A 22242-nucleotide genomic window follows, 5' to 3' on the forward strand; every position below is an offset into this window, starting at 1 on the left:
ATCGCCTGGCCGGGGCGCACCATGGCGTCACCCCGCTTCACGACATACCGGAGGCTGTCGATGACGACACCCGACCACGTCGCCGGCCGCGCAGCCGCACAGGCCGTCGACCACCCCGACCACCCGCACCGGCACGAGCCCTTCCAGGCCGGGCTGATCCCCGCGCCGGAGCCGGTGCGCTTCCTGGACGAGGCGGGCAACCGGGTGCAGCCGGTGACCGACGACTACGTCGAGCCGGAGCCGGACCAGCTGGTCGAGTGCTACCGGCGGATGGTGGTGGGGCGGCGCTTCGACATCCAGGCGACCGCGCTCACCAAGCAGGGACGCCTCGCCGTCTATCCCAGCTCGCGCGGCCAGGAGGCCTGCCAGGTCGGGTCGGTCCTCGCCCTCGGCGATCAGGACTGGGTCTTCCCCACCTACCGCGACAGCGTGGCGCTGGTGAGCCGCGGGGTCGACCCGGTCGAGGTCCTCACCCTCCTGCGCGGTGACCAGCACTGCGGGTATGACGTCTCGCAGACCCGCGTCGCCGCCCAGTGCACGCCGCTGTCGACGCAGCTGCTGCACGCGGCCGGGCTGGCGCACGGCGAGCAGCGCCGGGGCCGCGACACGGTCGTCATGGCCTTCATCGGCGACGGGGCGACCAGCGAGGGGGACTTCCACGAGGGGCTGAACTTCGCCGCCGTGTTCAAGGTGCCCGCCGTCTTCGTCATCCAGAACAACGGCTGGGCGATCTCTGTGCCGCTCAGCAAGCAGACCGCCGCACCGTCCCTGGCCTACAAGGGGATCGGCTACGGCGTGGTCTGCGAGCAGGTCGACGGCAACGACGCCGTCGCCGTCCTCGCCGTCATGAACAAGGCGGTCGCCTGGGCCCGGGCGGGCAAGGGGCCGGTGCTCCTGGAGCTGCACACCACGCGTCTCGAGGCGCACACCAACGCCGACGACCACCTGCGCTACCGCTCCAAGGAGGAGCTCGAGGCGATCGCCCACGAGGACGCCGTGGCCCGGCTCGAGAAGTACCTGCGCGCCCGCGACCTCGTCGACGACGCGTTCGTCGAGGAGGCCAAGGCGGAGGGGGAGCGGCTGGCCGCCGACCTGCGCGAGCGCATGAACCTCGACCCCGAGGCCCATCCCGACGACTTGTTCCGACACGTCTACGCCAGCCCGACGCCGCAGCTCCGGGAGCAGCAAGGCCTGCTGCATGCGGAGCTCGAGGCAGAGACGCCGCTGGACGCCGAGGCGGAGGGCGCCCGGTGAGCACCACGACCTTTGCCACGGCCCTCAACCGTGCCCTGGCCGACGCCATCGCGTCCGACCCGGACGTGCTCGTCTTCGGCGAGGACGTGGGGGTGGCGGGGGGCGTCTTCCGGATCACCGACGGCCTCGCCTCGACGTATGGCGACGACCGCTGCTTCGACACCCCCCTCGCGGAGTCGGGGATCATCGGCTTCGGCGTGGGGCTGTGCATGGCGGGCTTCCGGCCCGTCGCGGAGATGCAGTTCGACGCGTTCGCCTACCCCGCGTTCGAGCAGATCACCTCGCACGTCGCCAAGATGCGCAACCGCACGCGCGGGTCCGTGACGGTCCCGATGACGATCCGCATCCCCTTCGCCGGGGGCATCGGCGGGGTCGAGCACCACTGCGACTCCTCCGAGGCCTACTACGCCGCGACGCCGGGGCTCAAGGTCGTGACGCCGGCGACGGTCGAGGACGCCTACCTGCTGCTGCGCGCGGCCATCGACGACCCCGACCCGGTGGTCTTCATGGAGCCCAAGCGCCTCTACTGGTCCAAGGCCGACGCCGACCTGGACGACCTGTCGGCGCGCTGGGGGAGCGGGTCGCTGACCCACGACCAGGTGCTCGGCCGGGCCGCGGTACGTCGCCCGGCCTCCGACCTCGGGCGCGCCGCCACCGTCGTGGCCTATGGCCCCACCCTGTCCGTCGCGATGGAGTCGGCCGAGGCCGCGCGCGAGGAGGGCTGGGACGTCGAGGTGGTGGACGTGCGCTCCCTCGTGCCGTTCGACGACGAGACGGTCGTGGCGTCGGTCCGCCGCACGGGCCGGTGCCTGGTGCTGCAGGAGGCGCAGGGCTTCGCGGGGGTCGGGGCCGAGATCGCGGCCCGCGTCCAGGAGCGGGCCTTCCACTCTCTCGCGGCGCCCGTGCTGCGCGTGACGGGCTTCGACATCCCTTATCCCGCACCGAAGCTCGAGCACCTGCACCTCCCCTCGGTGGACCGGGTCCTCGACGCGCTGGCGCGGTTGCAGTGGGACGACGAGCCCGACCCGCGCCACCTGGCCGCGGCACCCTCGACGAAGGCTGGTGCGCGATGAGCCACAAGGTCTTTCACCTGCCCGACCTCGGGGAGGGCCTGACCGAGGCCGAGGTGGTCAGCTGGCTCGTCGGGCCCGGCGACGTCGTCGTCGTGGACCAGCCGATCGCGGTCGTCGAGACGGCCAAGGCCCAGGTCGAGCTGCCCTGCCCGTATGCCGGCAGCGTGGTCACCCTCCACGGCGGGGCCGGGCACGTGGTCGACGTGGGTGCGCCGTTCATCACGGTGGACGTCGACGTGCCCGCCGACGGGATGCCGAACGGCGGCCCGGCTGCGGCCGCCGGAGCCGGCGGGGAGGGCGAGGTCTCCGAGGTCGTCGTGGAGACCTACCGCGAGGAGGAGCGGGCCGGGTCCGGTGCCGTCCTCATCGGCTACGGCACGAGCGAGGGCTCGCGTCGGCGGCGTCGCCGGGTGGGGACGGGCGGACCGACTGCCCCGGCCGCGGGGTCGTCGCTGCCGTCGGCCGGGCCCGTGATGGGCGACACGGCCGCACCCGTGGTCGACGAGCGCGTGCCGGCGGACATCGCCGGCGCACCTGCGGCGGGCGACGAGGTGTCCAGCAAGCCGGGCGCCGCCGTCCGCGTGATCTCGCCGTTGGTGCGTCAGCTGGCCGCCGAGCACGGTATCGACCTGCGGACCGTGACCCCGACCGCACCGGGCGGGATCATCCGGCGGTGCGACGTGATGGCTGCGGTGGCCTCTCGGGGTGACGGCGAGGCGGCGGGACCCGTGGCGGCGCAGCCGGTCTCTGCTCCTGGCCCCACCCCGCGGTCCCCCGCCCCGGATCGCCGGATCCCGCTGACCGGCATACGAGGCACGATCGCGAGCAGGCTCGCCACCTCGCGCCGCGAGATCCCCGACGCGACGACGTGGGTCGACGTGGACGCGACGGACTTCCTCGCCGCCCGCAGGCGGCTCGCCGGGGCGCGCCCCGACGCGCGCATCGGGGTGCTCGCGCTGCTGGGGCGCGTCGTGGTCGCCGGGCTGAGGCGCTATCCCGAGCTCAACGCGACCGTGGACACGGCCGCCAACGAGGTCGTGGTGCGCGGGGCTATCAACCTGGGCTTCGCGGCGCAGTCACCGCGCGGGCTCGTCGTGCCGGTCGTCCACGGCGCCGGCGAGATGAGCCTCGCCGAGCTGTCGACGGCTCTGCGCGAGCTCACGGCCAAGGCCATGGACGGCACCCTGACCCCGGCCGAGATGACCGGCGGGACGTTCACGCTCAACAACTACGGCGGGTATGGCGTCGACGGCTCCACCCCGATCATCAACCACCCCGAGGCGGCCATGGTCGGCGTGGGGCGACTGGTCGACAAGCCGTGGGTCGTGGACGGGGCGCTCGCGGTGCGCACGGTCGGGACGATCGGGCTGACCTTCGACCACCGGGTGTGCGACGGCGGGACGGCGGGGGGCTTCGTCCGCTACGTGGCCGACTGCATCGAGCGGCCGGTCACGCTGCTCCTCGACCTCTGACGGCCGGCTGGTGCTGGCGCCGGGTCTGCCCTGCCCCCGGGATCGTGAGGGTCTGGTCCAGGGGAGCTGGACCAGCCCCTCACGATCCCCGGGGGGTCAGCGGATCCAGGAGCCGTCAGGCGCGCGATGCCAGCCACCCGTGCTGGGTGTCTGAGCGCCCTGGGGCGTCGTCGTCGCGGCCGGGGCTGACGGGGTCGCCTCTGCTGCACCGGCTCCTGCTGCACCGGCTCCCGCCGCGCCCGTGCCGACCGCGGTCGAGCCCGGCGCCGGTGCGACGGGCTGGCCCGCGAGCCGCGCCGAGCGCAGCCGCGCGAAGTACTCCGCCCACTGCGCGCAGGACGGGCGGTGCCCGGGCGTCTCGGACAGGGACGCGGCGAGCAGGTGCTGTCCCTCGGGGTCCAGGATGTCGGTGACCCGGCGGGTGTCGCGGGCCGTCGAGGCGTTGGTGCCGGGCGAGAGGCAGCGCAGGACGAACAGAGGGGTCAGGGGATCGGGGTGACCTCGTCGCCGACGCGGAGGGTGCCGGTGCCCTCGGGGACCAGGTTGACGCCGAAGACCAGCCGCCCGTCGATCGCGTTGCGCTCGGCCAGGGTCTGCAGCGGCTCCTTGGTGCGGCCCAGCGACGTCGTGTCGTAGGTCGTCATCACGCAGCGCCCGCAGTGCTTGGACATGCGGAAGGTCATCTCGCCGATCCGCACCCGCTCCCAGCCCTGCTCGGCCAGCGGTTCGCCGCCGTCGACGACCACGCTGGGGCGGAACCGGTCCATGGTCAGCTGCACACGTGCCTCGCCGCGGCGGTCGGTGCTCTCGTCCACCCACTCCTGCAGGCGGCGCAGCGACGGGGTGCTGGTCAGCAGCAGCGGGAAGCCGTCGGAGAAGGTGACGGTGTCGCCGGGCTCGGCATACTGCTGGTCGACCAGCCGGTAGGTCGGGTCGTCGCACCACACGAGGTGCAGGCCCGTGCGGCCGAGGTAGTCCTCGAACCATGCGCTGGCCTCGCGCGCCGCCTCGCGACCGCGGACGGCCGCGCCCCAGACGACGCCGTCGCGGTGCTCGCCCTGGTCGGGGACGGGCACCGCGAGCGGGGGGACCGCCCCGGCCGTATGCCGAACCAGCAGCGCCCCGTCGTGGGCGCGATGCTCGGCGCGGAGCAGGAGCAAGGTGGGGGCCTCGCGAGCGCTGACCATCCGGCCGTCGTCCTCGAGCAGCATCCAGCGGCGGTCGTGGCGGATGCTCCAGTGCTCGACAACGGCCTCGCGCACCGGCACGCCGCCGGCGGACTTGAGGGGGTAGTACGCGAGGTCGGTGACGTGGGTCATCCGCCGGCCTCGACGCCCGCGCTGGTGCCCGTGTCGGCGGCGGCTCGGTCCACCCCCGGCCGGACGTCGCCGATGTCGCCGAGGTGGGCGATGTAGCGGACGTCCCCGTCGGCCAGGCGGTAGTTGATGCCGACGATGGCGAGCGTGCCGTCCTCGACGAGCTGCTGCAGCAGCGCCGACCGCTCGGCGAGCATGTTGACGGTGCGCCGGACGTGCCAGGCGTTGACCTGCTCGGGCGTGGCGCCCGGGCCGGCGCCGTGGGAGGAACGGGCCTGGATCACCGAGGGCATGACCTTCTCGACGAGGTCCCGGATGTAGCCGCCGGGGAACTCGCCGGTGTCGGTCGCCTGGATGCCGGCGTTGATGGCGCCGCAGGTGTCGTGGCCCATGACGACGATCAGCGGGGTGCCGAGGACGCCGGGGCCGAACTCGACGGTGCCGAGGACGGACGGGTCGAGCACGTGCCCGGCGGTGCGCACGACGAACAGGTCGCCGAGCCCGCGGTCGAAGACCATCTCGGCCGCGACGCGGGAGTCGGAGCAGCCGAACAGCACGGCGAACGGACCCTGTCCGGCCGTGAGCTCGGCGCGGCGGTGGACGTCCTGGTTGGGGTGCTCGGGCTGCCCCGAGACGAACCGCGCGTTGCCCTGGACCATCTGCTCCCACGCCTGCGCCGGGGTGAGCGTCGTGCGGCCGCTCATGCGTCCACGTCCGCGCGGGTCGTGATGGTCATGACGGTGGGCTTGGCGAACTCGGCGAAGAAGTCGTCACCCTTGTCGTCCACCACGATGAACGCCGGGAAGTCCTCGACCTCGATCCGCCATACGGCCTCCATCCCGAGCTCGGGGTACTCCAGCACCTCGACCTTCTTGATGCAGTCCTGGGCGAGGCGGGCGGCCGGCCCGCCGATGGAGCCGAGGTAGAACCCGCCGTGCGCCCGGCAGGCGTCGGTGACGGCCCGGGACCGGTTGCCCTTGGCCAGCATCACCATGGACCCGCCCGCGGCCTGGAACTGGTCGACGTAGGAGTCCATGCGGCCGGCCGTCGTGGGTCCGAAGGAGCCCGAGGCCATGCCGTCGGGCGTCTTGGCCGGGCCGGCGTAGTAGACGGGATGGTCCTTGAGGTACTGCGGCATGTCCTCGCCGTCGTCGAGGCGCTCCTTGATCTTGGCGTGCGCGATGTCGCGGGCCACGACCAGCGTCCCGGTGAGGGACAGGCGGGTCCTGACCGGGTGCTTGGTCAGCTCCGCGAGGATGTCGTCCATGGGGCGCGACAGGTCGATCTCGACGACGTCACCGCTGCGTCCCTCGTCGTCGGCGCCCTGGGCCAGGTGCTCGTCGGTCGTGTCGGGCAGGTAGTGGCCGGGCTCCATCTCGAGCTGCTCGATGAAGACGCCCTCGGGCGTGATCTTGCCGCGGCACTGGCGGTCGGCGGAGCAGGAGACGGCGATCGCGACGGGCAGGGAGGCGCCGTGGCGGGGGAGGCGGATGACGCGGACGTCGTGGCAGAAGTACTTGCCGCCGAACTGCGCGCCGATGCCCTGCCGGCGCGTCAGCTCGAGGACCTGCTCCTCCAGGTCGAGGTCGCGCAAGCCGCGACCGGTCGCGGCGTTGCCGGTGGTGGGCATCGTGTCGAGGTACTTCGCGCTCGCGTACTTCGCCGTCTTGAGGGCGAACTCGGCGCTCGTGCCCCCGATGACGATCGCCAGGTGGTAGGGCGGGCAGGCCGCCGTGCCGAGCGAGCGGATCTTGTCGTCGAGGAAGCGCATCATGGCGTCCGGGTTGAGGATCGCCTTGGTCTCCTGGAAGAGATAGGACTTGTTGGCCGAGCCGCCGCCCTTGGCCATGAACAGGAAGGAGTACTCCGTCTCGTGGCCGCGCTCGGTGTCGGCATACAGCTCGATCTGCGCCGGCAGGTTGGTGCCGGTGTTGCGCTCCTCGTACATCGAGACCGGGGCGTTCTGGGAGTAGCGCAGGTTGAGGCGGGTGTAGGCGTTGTAGACCCCGCGCGCCAGGGGCTCCTCGTCGACGCCGTCGGTGAGGACGTGCTGGCCGCGCTCGCCCTTGACTATGGCGGTGCCCGTGTCCTGGCACATGGGCAGCACGCCGGACGCGGCGATGTTGGCGTTCTTGAGCAGGTCGAGGGCGACGAACTTGTCGTTGTTGCTGGCCTCGGGGTCGTCGAGGATCCGGCGCAGCTGGGCCAGGTGGCCGGGCCGCAGGTAGTGCGCGATGTCGTGCATCGCGGTCTCGGCGAGCAGCGTGAGCGCCTCGGGCGCGACGGTGAGGAAGGTCCGGCCGTCCGGGCCCTCGACCAGCGAGACGCCCTCGGAGGTCAGCTTGCGGTAGGGGGTCTCGTCGGCGCCGTGCGGCAGCAGCGCCTCGTAGGCGAACTCGGGCATGGTCGTGCTCCTGCTCCTCGATCCAGCGGGGGTGGGCCGGCCCTCGCACTCGTCGGTGAGCGGCGGCCCGTCGCCTCCACCCTAGGCCTGGGAGGGGCCGTATGCCGCGCGGGGGCGGGCGACGGACGCGCGCGGCACGGCCGGGCAGGGCAGGAGCGTGCGCTCGGGCAGGGCGCCGACCGCGCCGTGCACCAACGCCTCGGCCGCGAGCCGCCCCATGTCGTAGAGGGGGAGCCGCACGGTCGTCAGCTGCGGCGTCAGCTGCTGGATCACCGGCTCGTGGTCGTCGTAGCCGACGACGGACAGGTCGTCGGGGATGCGCAGCCCCGACTCGGCGGCCGCGAGGTAGACGCCGAGCGCGATGCGGTCGTTGCCGCAGACGACGGCGGTCGGGGGTGAGGAACCGGCGAGCAGCTCACGGGCCAGGGCGAACCCCGAGTCGACGTAGTAGAAGCCCTCGCGCACGACCACGTCGCCGGTTGTCGTGGGGACGCCGCGGTCCTCGAGCTCGGCGAGGAAGCCCTCGATCCGCAGCGGCGTCGCCCACGCCCCGGCGTGACCGCTGAGGTAGGCGATGCGGCGGTGGCCCGCCTCGGCCACGAGCCGGGCCGCCTCGCGACCTCCGAACTCCTCGTCGGGGAGGAAGCAGGGCCCGCGCCCAGCCGGGTCGAAGCAGTTGGCGAGGGCCCAGGGCAGGTTCGGCATATGGTCCGGCAGCTCGATCTCGCGGGTGCCGGAACAGGTGATCACCAGGCCGTCGACCTGGCGGTCGGCGAGCTCCTCGATCGCCGACTGCATGCCGTGGGGCCGGCGCCCCGTGTGCGTCACCAGCAGCACCGTGCTCTCGCTCCAGGCCAGGTCGTGCGCCCCGTTGACCGTCTCGCCGGAGAAGGCCTCCATCGCGGGCTCGTCCACCACGACGCCGATCGTGCCGCTGCGCTTGCGCCGCAGACCCTGGGCCGTGCGGTTGGGGCGGTAGCCGAGGTCGTTGACCGCCTGCAGGACCCGCGCCCGGGTCGCGGCGCTGATGGTCTGCTTGGAGTCGGGGTTGAGCACGAAGGACACGGTCGTGGCGGAGACGCCCGCCCGGCGCCCCACGTCGGCCAGGGTCGGTCGACGGCCACCCCTGCGCAGGTCCATAGACGGCAAGGTAAGCCATGTCGATCGTTCCGCACATCGCCGAAGCGCCTGATGTCACAGGTTCGTTGCAGTGCGGTCAGCCCGTTGACGGGCACGGCCCGCGCGCCCACTATTGGGTCACTAAAACGTCAAAGGCCGCTCGCAGCGTCGCGTGCACCCCGGAGCCGCAGGCTCCCCGGGATCCGGTGCGGCGCACGGCCCGGGACCCAGGGATGAGGAAATGCAGATGCGTGTGCGCAAGCTTTCCACGGCAGCGCTCCTATGCGGCATCGTCACGATGTCGACGAGTGCCTGCCTGCAGAACCCCCAAGGTGGTGCCGCAGGGACCGGAGGCGGCCTGTCCGGCACGGTCGAAGGCGGCACGGCGGACGGCGACAAGACGGTCACCATCCTGGGAGCCTTCGGCGGCGACGAGGAGAAGTTCTTCAACCAGTCCATGCAGAAGTTCCAGCAGCAGACGGGCATCAAGATCCAGTACACCGCCGACCAGGACTTCACGACCACGATCAAGTCCAAGGTCAGCTCGGGCGACTCCCCGGACATCGGCCTGTTCCCCCAGCCGGGCGGTCTGCTGGAGATGGCGGGCCAGGGCAAGATCCAGCCCATCGACACCTATCTGGACTACGACAAGCTGGACAGCACGCTGGTGTCCGGCTTCATGGACTCCTCGCGCTACAAGGGTCGGGTCTACGGCGCCCCCATGCGCATGGCGGTCAAGTCGATCGTCTGGTACCCCAAGGCCGCCTACGACAAGGGCGGCTACGACAAGGCACCCAAGACCATCCAGGAGCTCTACCAGGTCGCCGACAAGATCAAGGGCTCCGGCGTCGCGCCCTGGTGCGTGGCGTGGAACTCCGACCAGGCGACCGGGTGGGTCGGGACGGACTGGCTCGAGGAGTACATGCTCCGCATGTACGGCCCCGAGGTCTACGACCAGTGGACCTCGCACGAGATCCCCTTCAACGACCCCCGGGTGGTCAAGGCCCTCGACGAGATGGCCAAGGTCCTCAAGGCCCCGGGCAGCGTCTACGGCGGGACCCAGGCCATCCTCAACACGAAGTTCGGCGAGGCCATGACCCCGGCCTTCACCACCCCGCCCAAGTGCATGCTGCACCGCCAAGGCAACTTCGCCACCACGTTCTACCCCAAGAACGTGCAGGCCGATCTCGACAACCAGGTCGGCACCTACCCCTTCCCGCCCTACCAGGGTGGGTATGACGGGAAGCCGATCCTCGGCGGTGGCGACCTCGCGGCGCTGTTCAACGGCAACGACCCCGACGCCAAGAAGGTCATGGAGTTCCTGGCGAGCGATCAGTTCGGCGCCGAGTGGGCCAAGGCCGGCGGTTGGCTCAGCCCGCACAAGACCTTCGACATGAAGAACTACCCCAACGAGACGACCCGCAACGTGGTCAAGATGGCCATCGAGGCCGACGTCTTCCGGTTCGACGGCTCGGACCTCATGCCCAAGGAGGTCGGCTCGGGCACCTTCTGGACGGGGATGGTGAGCTGGGTCAACGGCAGCAAGACCTCGCAGCAGGTGGCTGACGAGATCGAGAAGAGCTGGCCGAAGTCATGAGCACCTCCGTCACCGAGCGCCCCGCGGGGCACGACGCCGCCCCCGTGAGGGGGCCCAAGGTCGACGACGGCCGGCTCAAGCCAGGCCGTCTCGCCCTCGGCTTCCTCGGCATGGTCGTGGTCGTCTGGGCCATCGCCAACCTGTTCCTCGCCTTCGCCTACTACCCGGGGGTCTTCCTCGGAGGGTCCAAGATCGTCATCGGCCTGCTGGCCCTCGTCGCCGGCGTCGGCGGAGCAGCCCTGTTCTTCTACTTCCTCAACATGTTCGTCGAGGCGCTGCCGCGACGGCTGTCGGAGGGGCTGATCCCCTACGCCTTCCTGCTGCCGGGCTTCGGCCTGATGTCGCTGATGCTGCTGTACCCCACGATCCAGACCTTCGTGTACTCCTTCGCCAACAAGGACAGCACCGCGTGGGTGGGCATGCAGAACTACAAGGAGGTGATCGCGGACCAGGAGTTCCGGACCTCGCTCTTCAACAACTTCCTGTGGCTGCTGATCGTGCCCGCGACGACGGTCGCGCTCGGCGTGATCGTCGCGGTGCTGGCGGACAAGCTGTCCGCGCAGGGGGAGAAGGTCGCGAAGTCCGCGATCTTCCTGCCCATGGCGATCAGCTTCGTCGGCGCCTCGGCCATCTGGAACCTCGTCTACGCGTGGAACCCCGAGGGCTCCGCGCAGACCGGTCTGCTCAACGCCGCCTATACCGCCCTCGGCGGCAGCCCGCAGACCTGGCTGCAGATCTCGAGCGGCCGGCTGAACTCCCTGCTGCTCATGATCATCCTGATCTGGCTGCAGGTCGGCTTCGCCATGGTGCTGCTCGGCTCGGCCATCAAGGGCGTGCCCGACGACACGCTCGAGGCGGCCCGCATCGACGGCGCCAGCGAGTGGCAGATCTTCTGGAAGGTCATCATCCCGCAGATCTGGGGCACGATCCTGTCGGTCTTCATCACCACCGTGATCCTCGTGCTGAAGGTCTTCGACATCGTCTACGTCCTGACCAACGGCCGGGACAAGACGAACGTGATCGCGAACCTCTTCTTCAACGAGATGTTCGCCAACAGCAACGCAGGCAAGGCCTCGGCGATCGTCGTGATCCTGCTCCTGCTCATCATCCCCGTCCTCGTCTACCAGGTGAAGATGTTCCGCGAGCAGGAGGCCAACCGATGAGCACGAGCACCATGGCTGCTCGGACCACCGAGCCCCAGCAGGTGACCCGCGCCAAGGGCACGATGAAGGACGGCCGCCGCCGCAGCATCGTCGCGATCGTCACGCTGACGATCCTCGGCCTGATGTGGTGCCTGCCGACCCTCGGTCTGCTGGTGACCTCCTTCCGCACCCGCGACGACGCCGCCACCTCCGGGTGGTGGACGGCGCTGCTGAACCCGTTCGGCCAGGGCTGGACCCTCAACAACTACGCCGACGTGTTCACCAAGGCCGACATGGGCAACGCCTTCATCAACTCCCTGGTGGTGGCGATCCCGGCGACCATCATCCCGATCATGTTCGCGGCGTTCGCGTCGTACGCGTTCACGTTCATGGACTTCCCGGGCAAGGACGTCCTGTTCATCATCATCGTCGCCGTCCTCGTGGTCCCGATCCAGGTGGCCTTCCAGCCGCTGCTGGACCTGCTCGGGCCGCGTGGCCTCGGGATCTCGGGTCAGTACATCGCGGTCTGGCTGCTGCACACCGGGTTCGGCATGCCCCTCGCGATCTACACGCTCCGCAACTACATGAGCACCCTGCCGCGCTCCATCGTCGAGTCCGCCAAGATCGACGGCTGCGGCCACTTCCAGACCTTCTGGAAGCTCGTGGCGCCCATGTCGATGCCGGCCATCGCGGCGTTCGCCACCCTGCAGTTCCTGTGGGTGTGGAACGACCTGCTGATCGCCAAGCTGTTCCTGAAGTCCGAGAACACCACGGTGATCGTCAAGCTGCAGGGTCTGCTCGGCACGCAGGGCCAGGGCCAGGAGCTGCTCACCGCAGGCGCGTTCATCTCGATGGTCGTGCCCATGCTCGTGTTCGTGCTGCTGCAGCGCTTCCTGGTGCGCGGCATGACGTCCGGCGCGGTCAAGGGCTGAGCCCGAGCGTATGCCGTCGCCACCGCCACGCGGTGGTTCCGGCATACGGCCGGTGCAGGGCCCGCATCCTCCCTGGGGGTGCGGGCCCTGCCCCGTGTCCGGCGGGCGATGGCCTGTCAGGCGGGGGCTTGTCCGTGCTCGCGAGTAGGGTCGGTCGCGACGGGACGAGGAAGGAGCTGACCATGCGGGCGCGTGGTGTTGCTGGGGTGCTGGCGCTGCTGCTTGGCCTCGTGGTCGCAGGCTGCTCCGACGGGTCCTCGGTCGAGACCGTGCGGGGCGGCTCGAGCATCGAGATCATGTACGCCTTCTCGGGGAGCCAGGCCAAGGGCTTCCAGGAGGCGGTCGACGCCTGGGCCGCGCGGCACGACGTGCAGGTGAGCTATTCCGCCAGCGACGACCTGACGACCGACCTGCGCGCGCGCGTGGCCGCGGGCAACCCGCCCGACCTGGCGATGGTGCCCCAGCCCGGGCTGGCCCTGGCGCTCGCGCACGAGCGGGCCGTCGAGCCGCTCGATGACGTGCTGCCCGTCAGTCGCGTCGCCTCCGGCATGGTGCCGGGCATGGTCGAGCCCCTGCAGGAGGGTGGCCGGACCTATGGCATCCCCGTGGCGATGAACGTCAAGTCCCTCCTGTGGTACGACCGGCACGCCCTGCACGCCGTCGACATCGACCCGCCGCAGACGATGGACGACCTCGCGACGGCCGGCGACCGGCTGCGCGAGCGGGGCAGCACGCCCTGGTGCCTCGGGATCGAGGACGGGGCCAACAGCGGCTGGGCCGCGACCGACTGGGTCGAGGAGCTCGTGCTCAAGGGCGCCGGCCCCGAGGTCTACGACCAGTGGGTGACCGGGCGGGTCCCGTTCTCCGACGATCGGATCAAGGCGGCCTTCGCCACGTATGTCGAGGTCCTGCGGCACGACGGCGTCGAGGGTGGGGGACCGGCCGCGGCCCGTCGGGACGTCCGCCAGGCGGCCGACGGCCTGTTCGCCGAGCCGCAGCGGTGCGCCCTGCTCAAGCAGGGCAGCTATGTCACCCAGCAGGGCTTCCTGCCCGAGCGGGTGCGCAAGGCCATCGACCAGACCACCTCGGTCGTGGCCTTCCCCTCGGGCGACCACGACGCGATCGAGGTCGGCGGCGACAGCGCGGTGCTGCTGCGGGGGCACGACCTGGCGGCGCGTGACCTGGTCCGCTACATGGGCTCGGACCCGCGCTTCGGAGCGGACTGGGCAGGTTCTGAGGACCGCGGATTCATCTCTCCCCATGAGGACTTCGACCTCGAGCGGTACGCCAGCACGACGACGCGCAAGATCGCGTCGGCGGCCTACCAGGCGCAGACCGTGCGGTTCGACGCGAGCGACCAGATGCCGCCGGCCCTCGGGGCCGTCGCGTTCGCGCGCGGCATGGTCGGCCTGACCGCCGGGACGACCACGGTCGACCAGTTGGTGGCGCAGCTCGACGCCGCGCGCAAGCAGCACGGCTGACCGCGCCGGCTCAGAGCTCCGCGCGGGTGGGCGGGTTGGCACCGGCGCGGGACACCGTGATGGCGCCGCACGCCACGGCCCGCTCGATGGCCGGGCGCACGTCGGGCAGCGAGGCGGTCCGCAGCCGCTCACGGGCCTCCACCGAGCCGAGCAGCCCGGCGTCGAGCAGCCCCGAGATCAGGCCCGACATGAACGAGTCGCCCGCCCCCACCGTGTCGACGACGGTGGTGCGGGTGGCCTCGGCCACCAGGCGCTCGCCCGTGCGCGGGATCAGCACGAGCGCCCCCGCGCCGCCCCGCGTCACGACGACGAGCTCGGGGCCGAGCCGACCCCACAGCTCCATGATCTGCTCGGGCGTGGCCCCCGGATAGAGCCAGTCGACGTCCTCGTCGCTGGCCTTGACCACGTCCGAGAGACCGACGAGCTGCTCGATGCGCTGCCGCACCTCCTCAGGGGTGCCCATGATCGTCGGGCGCGCGTTGGGGTCGTAGGACACCGTCCCCGTCGCCCTCGCCCGCAGCGCCGCGTCGACCACGGCCGATCCCCCCGGCTCCAGGGTCGCCGCGATCGACCCGGTGTGAAGGTGGCCGACAGCGTCCTCGTCCAGCGCTCCCGCCACGTCCCACAGCAGCTCGAAGTCGTAGGTCGCGCCCCCGGCCGCGTCCAGCGTCGCCTTGGCCGTCGAGGTGGACTCCGCCTGGTCAGACCCGCTCGTCAGGGTCAGCAGCCGCTCCTGCACCAGGTGGGCACGCACCATCTCGCCATGCGCGTCCCGTCCGAACTGCGTGGCGAAGTCGACGGGGTGCCCGAGCCGCGCCAGACCGATGGCGACGTTGGCGGGGCTGCCACCCGGGTGCTCGTCGACGGCGCCGCCCTGACGGTGGACGATGTCGACGAGGGACTCTCCGACGACGAGCAGACGGTCGGTCATGCGGGGGCTCCTCGGGACGGCGGTGGCTCGGGCGCCCCAGTATCCCCCGGCCGAGACGGAAGCGCCTGGCGTGGTTGGCCCTTGACCCGTCTCATCGGGGACGATGAGCCCATGAGCACCAGCGCCTCCGCGGACCCCTCGAGCGACCAGCAGCGTCCGCCCCGGCGCAACCCGCACATGATGGGGACCTTTGCGTCGATGGTGCTGTCGACGATCGTGGTGGCCACGGTGGTGCTCGCGTTCTTCGCCCTCGTGGCGCGGCCCGACACGGTGGCCCGACCCAGCGTCGACGTGCCGTCGGTCGTGACCGAGGCCCGCCGCAGCACGGGCTGGCAGCTGTCTCAGCTCGAGGGGCTGGGGGAGGGGTGGGCCGCCAACTCCGCCCGGCTCGAGCCCGAGGCCGACGGTCTGCGCACGTGGCACGTGGGCTACGTGCGGGAGGGTGGCGAGCAGGAGTACGTCGCCCTGGACCAGACCGCCAAGGCGACCGACGGCTGGGTCACCGCGCAGCTCAAGGGTCGCGCGGCGGCGGGGGCCATGTCGGTGGGTGGCGTGCCGGTCGACAGCTACACCGACCCGAGCAACGGTGCCTGCACCCTGGTGCGTCGCGGTGGCGACGGCCTGACCACCGTCCTCGAGTCGACCGGCTCGTGCGCCGTCGCCGCCGCGCGCGCCGCCAAGATGTCGCCCGCGTTGCGCTGACTCCCGCCCCCCGCCTTCTCCCGCCGACTGGTCAGTTTCGGACGCGGCCTCTTCTGACCGGTCGGCTCGCGCGCCTAGGGTGAGTCCATGGCCGACCTGACCCCCGCGAGCACCGACCGTCCGATCGAGGACCTGACCTACGAACAGGCCCGCGACGAGCTGGTGACCATCGTGTCGCAGCTCGAGGCGGGGCAGCTGCCGCTCGAGGACAGCCTGCGCCTGTGGGAGCGGGGCGAGGCGCTGGCCGCGCGCTGCTCCACGTGGCTGGACCAGGCGGAGGCGCGACTGTCGGGCGACACGCCGGGGCCGACCCAGCCTCGGGGTCCGGTCGAGCCTGAGGACGACGACGAGTCCTGACCCGCTGCCCTGACCAGGCCCGTCACCCCTCCGCCCCACCCAGCCCCCCCCTCCACGACGTGCGGGTTTGGTCCAAGCATCGTGGACGAGACCCTCATGATCGCCGGAGGCGGCGAGCAGGTGAGGCGGCGAGACGGAGCCTGTCCGGAGGTGACCAGTCGGCAGGGGAGGGGTCAGCCGAGGACGCGGACGCCGAAGTCGCCCGTCGCCACCCGCACCCGCAGCAGCTCCTCGGGCTCCACGTCGTCGCGCTCCAGGACGACCGACCCGTCCCGGTGCTGCACCACGGCGTAGCCGCGCTCCAGCGTCCCCAGGGGTGACAGCGCCCGCAGCCGTCCGGCCAGCCCGTCGAGGCGCGCCTGGTCGCGGTGGATCCCCGCCTCGATGCGCCGGGTGACCCGGTCGAGCAGGGCTCCCAGCTCGGTGCGCCGTTGGTCGACCAGCGTCACGGGCTGCGCCAGCACCGGCCGGGACCGTATGGCGGACAGGCCGCGCCGCTCGCGTTCGACATACTGCAGCAGTGCGCGCTCGATCCGCCGGCGCGCGACCGCCACGACCTCCTGCTGCTCGGCCAGGTCGGGCACGACGCGCTTGCCCGCGTCGGTCGGGGTGGAGGCCCGCCAGTCGGCGACGTGGTCGAGCAGGGGCGTGTCCTCGTGGTGGCCGATGGCGCTGACGACCGGTGTCAGGCAGTCCGCGACGCAGCGCACGAGCGCCTCGTTGCTGAACGGCAGCAGGTCCTCCACCGAGCCGCCGCCGCGCGCGACGACGATGACGTCGACCTCGCGGTGGGCGTCGAGCTCGCGCACGGCCGCGCTGACCTCGGCGACCGCGTTGGCGCCCTGCACCGCCACCTGGCGGATCTCGAACTGCGTTGCGGGCCAACGGCGCAGGGCGTTCTGCACGACGTCGTGCTCGGCCTGCGAGGCGCGCCCGCAGACCAGCCCCACCCGTCGCGGCAGGAACGGCAGCGGCCGCTTGCGCGACGCGTCGAAGAGTCCCTCGGAGCGCATCACGGTCTTGAGGTGCTCGAGGCGGGCCAGCAGCTCGCCGACCCCGACGGCCCGCAGCTGGCGACCTTCGAGCTGCAGCGTGCCGCGCTTGGTCCAGAACGTCGGCCTCGCCTGGACCACGACCCGGGCCCCGCTCGACAGCGGTGCCGGCATACGGTCCAGGGCCTGGCTCGGCAAGGTCACGGTGAGCGACATGTCGACGTCCGGGTCGCGCAGCGTGAGGAAGGCGAGTCCCGCCCCAGGCCGCCGGTTGAGCTGGACGACCTGCCCCTCGACCCACAGGCCGGACATCTTGTCGACGTAGTCCGCGATCTTCATCGATAGCACCCGCACCGGCCACGGCTGCTCGGCGGTGGTCTGGTTGGCGCGTTCGGGCAGGTCGGGGCCGGGCATGCTCCTGAGCGTATGACGCCCCGCCGCCACCCGGGGCGACGCCTGGGACGACGGCGCGCGCGTGTCGGGGTCCCCGGTCGCCACTGTCAGGGCGCCTCCACGATCTGCGGGTCGCCACCCGAAGATCTCTGCCTACGCCGAGTCAGGGGTGGCCCAGGCGACTCGCCTAGACTTGCCGGGTGACTGACTTGCAGACTGACCACAAGCGCGTGCTCCTCGCCGCCCCGCGCGGCTACTGCGCCGGCGTCGACCGCGCGGTCGTGACGGTGGAGAAGGCGCTCGAGCTCTACGGCCCTCCCGTCTATGTGCGCAAGCAGATCGTCCACAACAAGCACGTCGTCTCCACGCTGGAGAAGCGCGGTGCGATCTTCGTCGACGAGACGCAGGAGGTGCCCGAGGGCGCCACCGTCGTCTTCAGCGCCCACGGCGTCGCGCCGGTCGTGCACGACGAGGCGTCCCGGCTGCAGCTCAAGACCATCGACGCCACCTGCCCGCTGGTCACCAAGGTCCACCGCGAGGCCGTCCGGTTCGCCGGGGAGGACTACGACATCCTGCTCATCGGCCACGAGGGGCACGAGGAGGTCGTGGGCACGAGCGGCGAGGCCCCCGAGCACATCACGATCGTCGACAACCCCGACGCCGTGGAGCACGTGACGGTGCGCGACCCCGACAAGGTCGTCTGGCTCTCGCAGACCACGCTGTCCGTCGACGAGACCATGGAGACGGTGCGCCGGCTCCGCGAGAAGTTCCCCAACCTGCAGGACCCGCCGAGCGATGACATCTGCTATGCCACGCAGAACCGCCAGCTCGCCGTCAAGCAGATGGCCCCCGACACCGACCTGATGATCGTGGTCGGCTCGCGCAACTCCTCCAACTCGGTGCGTCTGGTCGAGGTCGCGGTGGAGCACGGCGCTCAGGCTGGGTACCTCGTGGACTACGCCGACGAGATCGACGAGGCCTGGCTCGAGGGCGTGGCGACGGTGGGCGTGACCAGCGGCGCGAGCGTGCCGGAGGTGCTGGTGCGCGACGTGCTCGACTGGCTGGCGGCGCGGGGGTATGCCGACGTGAAGCCCGTCGTGGCGGCCGAGGAGTCGCTGCTGTTCGCCCTGCCCATGGAGCTCCGCAAGGAGCTCAAGGCGCGCGGCCAGTCCGACAAGATGCGGCACGACGCCGGCTCCCTGCACTGACGACCCGCGCGCCGGGGTGGTGGCCGCCGATGACATGATCCTCGACGTCGAGGACGCCGCGGACGCCGGATCCCTGCGGGTGGGGGGCGAGATCGCGTTCTACCCCGACTACGCCGCGCTGCCGGCGCTGTCGACCAGCCCGTTCGTCGACAAGGTGGTCGTCGGGGGACCCAGGGCGTATCCCCCGGGCCTGGCGTGTGGGATAACGGACCCATGCTGTACGCGACGCGAGCCGAGGTCGACCTGGGCGCCATCCGCTCCAACATCGAGGGTGTGCGGGAGGCGGTGGGGCCGGACCGTGCGGTGCTGGTGGCGGTCAAGGCCGACGCCTACGGCCATGGCGCCGTGGCCGTCTCCCGGATGATCCAGGCGAGCGGGTGCGCCGACTGGCTGGGGGTCGCGACCGTGCCCGAGGCGCTCGAGCTGCGCGCCGCCGGCATCACCTTGCCGATCCTCAAGCTGTCGCACTGCTTCCCCGGCGCCGAGATGGAGGCGGCGATCGCGGCCGACGTGGTCACGGCCTGCCCGTCCCGCGACAACGCGGACGCTCTCCAGGCAGCGGCCGAGCAGGTCGGGCGGCCCGCCCGGGTGCACCTCAAGGTCGACACCGGTATGGCGCGCATCGGGGTGCCGGCAGGCGACGCGGCGGCGCTCGCGGCATACGTCGAGAGCCTGTCGCTGGTGCGCCTCGAGGGCGCGTTCACCCACATGCCGGTCGCGGACACGGCCTCGCAGGACGCGTTCACCGAGGAGCAGGTGGCGAGCTTCGTCCGTGTCGCCGCGCAGGTGCAGGATGCCCTCGGCCGCCGCCTGGAGCACGTTCATGCCGCGAACTCCGGTGGTGTGCTGGGGCACTCGTCGTCCTGGCTGACGATGGTGCGGCCGGGGATCATGGCCTACGGCTACTACCCGGACGCGTCGACGCCCCGCACCATCACGCTGCGGCAGGCCATGCGCTGGGTCACGCGGGTGAGCTTCGTCAAGCAGGTGGCGGCGGGCACGACCGTCGGCTACGGCCGGACCTGGTCCAGCGACGAGGACCGCTGGATCGCGACGATGCCCGTGGGTTATGCCGACGGCTACAACCGGCTGCTGTCCAACCGGGGACGCGTGCTGGTGGGTGGGGCCTCCTACCCCATCGCCGGCCGGGTGTGCATGGACCAGACGATGATCGACGTCGGCCCCGCGTCCGAGCCCTGCCCCGTGTCCGTCGGCGACGAGGTGGTGCTGCTGGGTCGGTCCGGTGATGAGGTCATCACCACGGACGAGATGGCCGAGCTCCTCGGCACCATCACCTACGAGGTGACCTGCGACATCGCCAGGCGCGTGGAGCGGACCTATCGCGAGGCCTGAGTCTTGGATGGTGACCCACCGTCGCCCTCGGTGGGGCGAGGCGGCCCAGCCACCTCGGCTCGCGTGAGCACTGCGTCCTGCCAGGTGACCGTGCGTGAGAGCAGGTGTGGCTGTGGGCCATGCGCGGCGTCAGGAGGGTTGCCGGGTGTGGTCCACCCTCCTGACGATCGGTAGGCGGCAACCCGGCGGATCGTCGAGTCGTGCGCGTCCTTGGCGAGCATGCCGTGCCCGGCCATGCCTGGGCACAGCTCGTAGCCCCTCATGTGGTGCGGGTCGATGTCGAGGCGGACCGATGCGCCGCGCACCCGCGCCTCCCGCACGCCGTGCTGCCCGGCACAGGCTCATTCCGGACCGGGCTCGCGTGCGGCTGCGGTAGAGCTCGCGGGTCAGCCCCACGGCGATCTGGCCGTTCGCGCCGAGAACGGTCTGCATCAGGATCCCCATGTCTGTCGTGCGGGCTGGGACCTACCGCTGCTGCGGCGGTGTCGCAGACGTGGGCGACGACGCGCCGCCCACGCCCGGGCATTCTGTAGCAGACTGAGGTCGCCGATCACGCGGACGAAAGGACTGATCATGAGCGTTCCCACCGATGCGGTGTTCGAGATCCCCGAGGACGGGGACAACGAGGGCGCCCGGCCCCAGGAGGGCGGCGAGCACGAGGCTTACGTGGACGAGAGCAACGTCCCCCACCCTCACCGCGAGGCGGCGGACGACCCGTCCGTCTGACCCTGCGACCTCTGGGACGATCTGGTCCGTTTTCCGCTACTTCGGAATATCTTTGGTCAACTCCGGTTGACTCGATCTACACGGAGATCGGCTGGCTGCCGATGTCGCCACTGTACCGGTTGTCTCGGGTCACCTCGGCCTCGCTCGCGCCGTACGTTATGGGATTTCGATCGGCGCTAGCGGCGGCCGGACGTTCGCATGGCGAGACGCGCCCGAAAGAGTTTTCACCGCTGGGTGTCGCTGGTTGTCTTCTGTTGTCTCGCACTGTCTTCGACCAGTTCGGAGTCGCCGATGCCGGGCCGGATTCGGCGGTTGACATCGGCTCAGACAGGGCGCACCTTCGATGGGTGGACACCCACGCTGTCATCGCCTCGCCGACGCCGGTCGGGGCGGACGGTGCCGCCGAATCAGCGGGACCGGTGACGGCATTGTCGGAAGTCCACGGTGCCGGGGACTCCCCGGCGCCAGCGGTGGTGGTGACTCCCCACCACCGTGACGAGTTGCCCGGTGCCGCTGCCGCGGCGGCACCGTCGATGGTGCCGAGGACTCCTCGGCACCGGTCCCGGCGAGTCGCCGGATCCGCGTTTGAGCGGGTCGACACGGTCGTCCTGATTCGGGACCAGCGTGCGGTCCCGGCCCGGGGCCGGGACGGCATTCCCCCAGGTCACGCCGGCCGTGCCGAATCAGCACCACCGTTCGTAACGTGCAGGTCGCACGGTCCCGCACCGGGTACGGGACCGGAGGAGCCGGTGTCCTCCCGGGACACCGGCATGGTCATCCGGCCTGCTGCGCAACATGTGAGCGCGTGACCAGTTCGCCGCGGAGAGTGTCGATCCTGCGGACCCACGAAGGCCACACGATTTCGAGCGACTCGAAGTCTTCGTCGTGACCATCGACCATGACGACCCCGTCGCTCGCGTCGGCGTCCCAAAAGGCCACCGAGCTGCCGTTACCTTCGAACCGAATCCGCCAATACGAGCCGGGATGATCGGCGAAGGTGGCCGCCACAACGACCCGACCGAGCATCTCGGTGGCGAGCGCCGGGGTGAGACCGGGCAGCGTTGAGGTCACGACGAATGTGGTCGCGTCGTAGTTTGCCCGGGCTCGACGGACGGTCTCAGTTCGCCAGTGGACCGAACCTCGCGCGATCCCGTGGACGCCCACGACAACGTCGAGAATCTCGCTCGGCCCGTGCGGCGACGCCGCGCGGGCCAGGGAATCCAGCAGCCCGCCCGCCATCTCGGCAGCGCCAGCTGCCTCCTCCAGCAGTTCGATGTCAAGGCCGAAGTCGTCGACCACAAGTAGGTGTTGTGCCAACTCTCGCAGTCGTGCGACATCCTCACCCGATGCGGGTCGGTCCGCAGCAGCAGCGAGCCCACGAACCGTGGCGACCTTCGCGTGGCCGTCCCGCAGGACCTGCCGTACGACGTCGGCGGTTTCCTCGTCGAGGTCCGCACCAGTGCCCGCGGTTCCGGGTCTGCCCCATAGGAATGCCCACGTCGCCAGCTGGGCACCCAGCGCAACCGAAGGCGAGACCGCGTTCCGTTCCAGCAATCGAGCGAGGAGGTGGTTGAAGATGATCGCGTTGGTCGCTGCCGGAACGGGTCCGAGTTCCTCGATGAAGCCCGAGTCTGCAAGTGCCTCGGAATAGCGGCGGGAGAATGTAAGAGTCCCGTGGAGTGGTGGGGTTTGGGGAGTGGGTGTGGCTCCCTGACGTAGAGGGGTCATCGGCGAGATGCTCGGTGTGTACCGCCAAGTACTCACCAGAGGAGATCTCACCGATGACCCTT

19 protein-coding genes are annotated in these 22242 nt (G+C 71.1%); 12 read left to right on the plus strand and 7 right to left on the minus strand.

Features of this window, described 5'->3' with window-relative positions; genetic code table 11:
* The first annotated feature begins 60 nt into the window (after window positions 1-60).
* The 3 genes from GGG17_RS00445 to GGG17_RS00455 are packed head-to-tail and all read left to right on the plus strand — an operon-like array spanning window position 61 to window position 3799.
* Window positions 61-1254, plus strand: coding sequence for a thiamine pyrophosphate-dependent dehydrogenase E1 component subunit alpha (locus GGG17_RS00445; RefSeq protein WP_154591845.1), 1194 nt, complete (start codon window positions 61-63; stop codon window positions 1252-1254).
* On the plus strand, window positions 1251-2327 hold the full coding sequence (locus GGG17_RS00450; protein ID WP_311966317.1) for an alpha-ketoacid dehydrogenase subunit beta: 1077 nt from the start codon (window positions 1251-1253) through the stop codon (window positions 2325-2327). The genes GGG17_RS00445 and GGG17_RS00450 overlap by 4 nt, the downstream gene beginning before the upstream one ends.
* Window positions 2324-3799, plus strand: a complete 1476-nt coding sequence (locus GGG17_RS00455) for a dihydrolipoamide acetyltransferase family protein (RefSeq protein ID WP_154591846.1) — start codon at window positions 2324-2326, stop codon at window positions 3797-3799. Before GGG17_RS00450 ends, GGG17_RS00455 begins: the two co-directional genes overlap by 4 nt.
* 482 nt (window positions 3800-4281) lie before the next feature.
* Here GGG17_RS00455 and GGG17_RS00460 read toward each other — a convergent pair whose 3' ends face one another.
* The 4 genes from GGG17_RS00460 to GGG17_RS00475 all read right to left on the minus strand — a co-directional run bounded on the left by GGG17_RS00460 (window position 4282) and on the right by GGG17_RS00475 (window position 8659).
* The gene (locus GGG17_RS00460; RefSeq protein WP_154591847.1) at window positions 4282-5118 is read right to left on the minus strand and encodes an MOSC domain-containing protein; all 837 of its coding nucleotides are present in this window, start codon (window positions 5116-5118) and stop codon (window positions 4282-4284) included.
* Window positions 5115-5819, minus strand: coding sequence for a carbonic anhydrase (locus GGG17_RS00465; RefSeq protein WP_154591848.1), 705 nt, complete (start codon window positions 5817-5819; stop codon window positions 5115-5117). The genes GGG17_RS00460 and GGG17_RS00465 overlap by 4 nt, the downstream gene beginning before the upstream one ends.
* Window positions 5816-7519 carry a fumarate hydratase gene (locus tag GGG17_RS00470; RefSeq protein ID WP_154591849.1) on the minus strand — a complete coding sequence of 568 codons (1704 nt, stop codon included), beginning with the start codon at window positions 7517-7519 and terminating at the stop codon, window positions 5816-5818. Before GGG17_RS00470 ends, GGG17_RS00465 begins: the two co-directional genes overlap by 4 nt.
* Before the next feature lie 81 nt (window positions 7520-7600).
* Window positions 7601-8659: a LacI family DNA-binding transcriptional regulator gene (locus tag GGG17_RS00475; protein WP_154591850.1), complete on the minus strand. Its 1059-nt coding sequence runs from the start codon at window positions 8657-8659 to the stop codon at window positions 7601-7603.
* A gap of 226 nt (window positions 8660-8885) precedes the next feature.
* Here GGG17_RS00475 and GGG17_RS00480 point away from each other — a divergent pair, with 226 nt between their 5' ends.
* The 4 genes from GGG17_RS00480 to GGG17_RS00495 all read left to right on the plus strand — a co-directional run bounded on the left by GGG17_RS00480 (window position 8886) and on the right by GGG17_RS00495 (window position 13790).
* Window positions 8886-10235 (plus strand): ABC transporter substrate-binding protein, encoded by a 1350-nt coding sequence (locus tag GGG17_RS00480; RefSeq protein ID WP_154591851.1) that lies wholly within the window; start codon window positions 8886-8888, stop codon window positions 10233-10235.
* Window positions 10232-11398, plus strand: a complete 1167-nt coding sequence (locus GGG17_RS00485) for a carbohydrate ABC transporter permease (protein ID WP_154591852.1) — start codon at window positions 10232-10234, stop codon at window positions 11396-11398. The genes GGG17_RS00480 and GGG17_RS00485 overlap by 4 nt, the downstream gene beginning before the upstream one ends.
* Window positions 11395-12309, plus strand: coding sequence for a carbohydrate ABC transporter permease (locus GGG17_RS00490; RefSeq protein ID WP_230082554.1), 915 nt, complete (start codon window positions 11395-11397; stop codon window positions 12307-12309). The genes GGG17_RS00485 and GGG17_RS00490 overlap by 4 nt, the downstream gene beginning before the upstream one ends.
* Before the next feature lie 182 nt (window positions 12310-12491).
* Window positions 12492-13790 carry an ABC transporter substrate-binding protein gene (locus GGG17_RS00495; protein WP_154591853.1) on the plus strand — a complete coding sequence of 433 codons (1299 nt, stop codon included), beginning with the start codon at window positions 12492-12494 and terminating at the stop codon, window positions 13788-13790.
* A 10-nt stretch (window positions 13791-13800) separates the two neighbouring features.
* Here the strand turns inward: GGG17_RS00495 and GGG17_RS00500 are convergent, their stop codons facing one another.
* Window positions 13801-14721 carry a carbohydrate kinase family protein gene (locus tag GGG17_RS00500; RefSeq protein WP_154591854.1) on the minus strand — a complete coding sequence of 307 codons (921 nt, stop codon included), beginning with the start codon at window positions 14719-14721 and terminating at the stop codon, window positions 13801-13803.
* A 111-nt stretch (window positions 14722-14832) separates the two neighbouring features.
* Between GGG17_RS00500 and GGG17_RS00505 the strand changes: the two genes are divergently transcribed.
* Window positions 14833-15423 carry a DUF4245 domain-containing protein gene (locus GGG17_RS00505; protein ID WP_154591855.1) on the plus strand — a complete coding sequence of 197 codons (591 nt, stop codon included), beginning with the start codon at window positions 14833-14835 and terminating at the stop codon, window positions 15421-15423.
* An 87-nt stretch (window positions 15424-15510) separates the two neighbouring features.
* Entirely contained in the window at window positions 15511-15780 is a 270-nt protein-coding gene (locus tag GGG17_RS00510; protein ID WP_154591856.1) for an exodeoxyribonuclease VII small subunit, read from the plus strand.
* Between the two features lie 173 nt (window positions 15781-15953).
* Here GGG17_RS00510 and xseA read toward each other — a convergent pair whose 3' ends face one another.
* On the minus strand, window positions 15954-17186 hold the full coding sequence (xseA, locus tag GGG17_RS00515; RefSeq protein WP_154591857.1) for an exodeoxyribonuclease VII large subunit: 1233 nt from the start codon (window positions 17184-17186) through the stop codon (window positions 15954-15956).
* A gap of 179 nt (window positions 17187-17365) precedes the next feature.
* On the opposite strand from xseA, the gene GGG17_RS00520 reads away from it, so the two are divergent.
* From GGG17_RS00520 to GGG17_RS00530, 3 genes are all read left to right on the plus strand, one after another.
* On the plus strand, window positions 17366-18373 hold the full coding sequence (locus GGG17_RS00520) for a 4-hydroxy-3-methylbut-2-enyl diphosphate reductase (protein ID WP_375804488.1): 1008 nt from the start codon (window positions 17366-17368) through the stop codon (window positions 18371-18373).
* A gap of 213 nt (window positions 18374-18586) precedes the next feature.
* Entirely contained in the window at window positions 18587-19726 is a 1140-nt protein-coding gene (gene alr, locus GGG17_RS00525; protein ID WP_154591858.1) for an alanine racemase, read from the plus strand.
* Between the two features lie 573 nt (window positions 19727-20299).
* A complete protein-coding gene (locus GGG17_RS00530) occupies window positions 20300-20452 on the plus strand; it encodes a hypothetical protein (protein WP_154591859.1) in 153 nt (50 codons plus the stop codon).
* 774 nt (window positions 20453-21226) lie between these two features.
* Here GGG17_RS00530 and GGG17_RS00535 read toward each other — a convergent pair.
* Window positions 21227-22242, minus strand: a 1016-nt coding sequence (locus GGG17_RS00535) for a hypothetical protein (protein ID WP_230082555.1), incomplete at its 5' end; no start/stop codon positions are given.

The organism is Arsenicicoccus cauae (genome assembly GCF_009707125.1).
Lineage (GTDB): Bacteria > Actinomycetota > Actinomycetes > Actinomycetales > Dermatophilaceae > Arsenicicoccus > Arsenicicoccus cauae.

Excerpts from the sequence above, each read along its gene's own strand:
- GGG17_RS00445 (WP_154591845.1), top strand. The coding sequence starts at position 61 with ATGACGACACCCGACCACGTCGCCGGCCGCGCAGCCGCACAGGCCGTC.
- GGG17_RS00455 (WP_154591846.1), top strand. The coding sequence starts at position 2,324 with ATGAGCCACAAGGTCTTTCACCTGCCCGACCTCGGGGAGGGCCTGACC.
- GGG17_RS00460 (WP_154591847.1), bottom strand. The coding sequence starts at position 5,118 with ATGACCCACGTCACCGACCTCGCGTACTACCCCCTCAAGTCCGCCGGC.
- GGG17_RS00465 (WP_154591848.1), bottom strand. The coding sequence starts at position 5,819 with ATGAGCGGCCGCACGACGCTCACCCCGGCGCAGGCGTGGGAGCAGATG.
- GGG17_RS00470 (WP_154591849.1), bottom strand. The coding sequence starts at position 7,519 with ATGCCCGAGTTCGCCTACGAGGCGCTGCTGCCGCACGGCGCCGACGAG.
- GGG17_RS00475 (WP_154591850.1), bottom strand. The coding sequence starts at position 8,659 with ATGGACCTGCGCAGGGGTGGCCGTCGACCGACCCTGGCCGACGTGGGG.
- GGG17_RS00480 (WP_154591851.1), top strand. The coding sequence starts at position 8,886 with ATGCGTGTGCGCAAGCTTTCCACGGCAGCGCTCCTATGCGGCATCGTC.
- GGG17_RS00485 (WP_154591852.1), top strand. The coding sequence starts at position 10,232 with ATGAGCACCTCCGTCACCGAGCGCCCCGCGGGGCACGACGCCGCCCCC.
- GGG17_RS00490 (WP_230082554.1), top strand. The coding sequence starts at position 11,395 with ATGAGCACGAGCACCATGGCTGCTCGGACCACCGAGCCCCAGCAGGTG.
- GGG17_RS00495 (WP_154591853.1), top strand. The coding sequence starts at position 12,492 with ATGCGGGCGCGTGGTGTTGCTGGGGTGCTGGCGCTGCTGCTTGGCCTC.
- GGG17_RS00500 (WP_154591854.1), bottom strand. The coding sequence starts at position 14,721 with ATGACCGACCGTCTGCTCGTCGTCGGAGAGTCCCTCGTCGACATCGTC.
- GGG17_RS00505 (WP_154591855.1), top strand. The coding sequence starts at position 14,833 with ATGAGCACCAGCGCCTCCGCGGACCCCTCGAGCGACCAGCAGCGTCCG.
- GGG17_RS00510 (WP_154591856.1), top strand. The coding sequence starts at position 15,511 with ATGGCCGACCTGACCCCCGCGAGCACCGACCGTCCGATCGAGGACCTG.
- xseA (WP_154591857.1), bottom strand. The coding sequence starts at position 17,186 with ATGCCCGGCCCCGACCTGCCCGAACGCGCCAACCAGACCACCGCCGAG.
- alr (WP_154591858.1), top strand. The coding sequence starts at position 18,587 with ATGCTGTACGCGACGCGAGCCGAGGTCGACCTGGGCGCCATCCGCTCC.
- GGG17_RS00530 (WP_154591859.1), top strand. The coding sequence starts at position 20,300 with ATGAGCGTTCCCACCGATGCGGTGTTCGAGATCCCCGAGGACGGGGAC.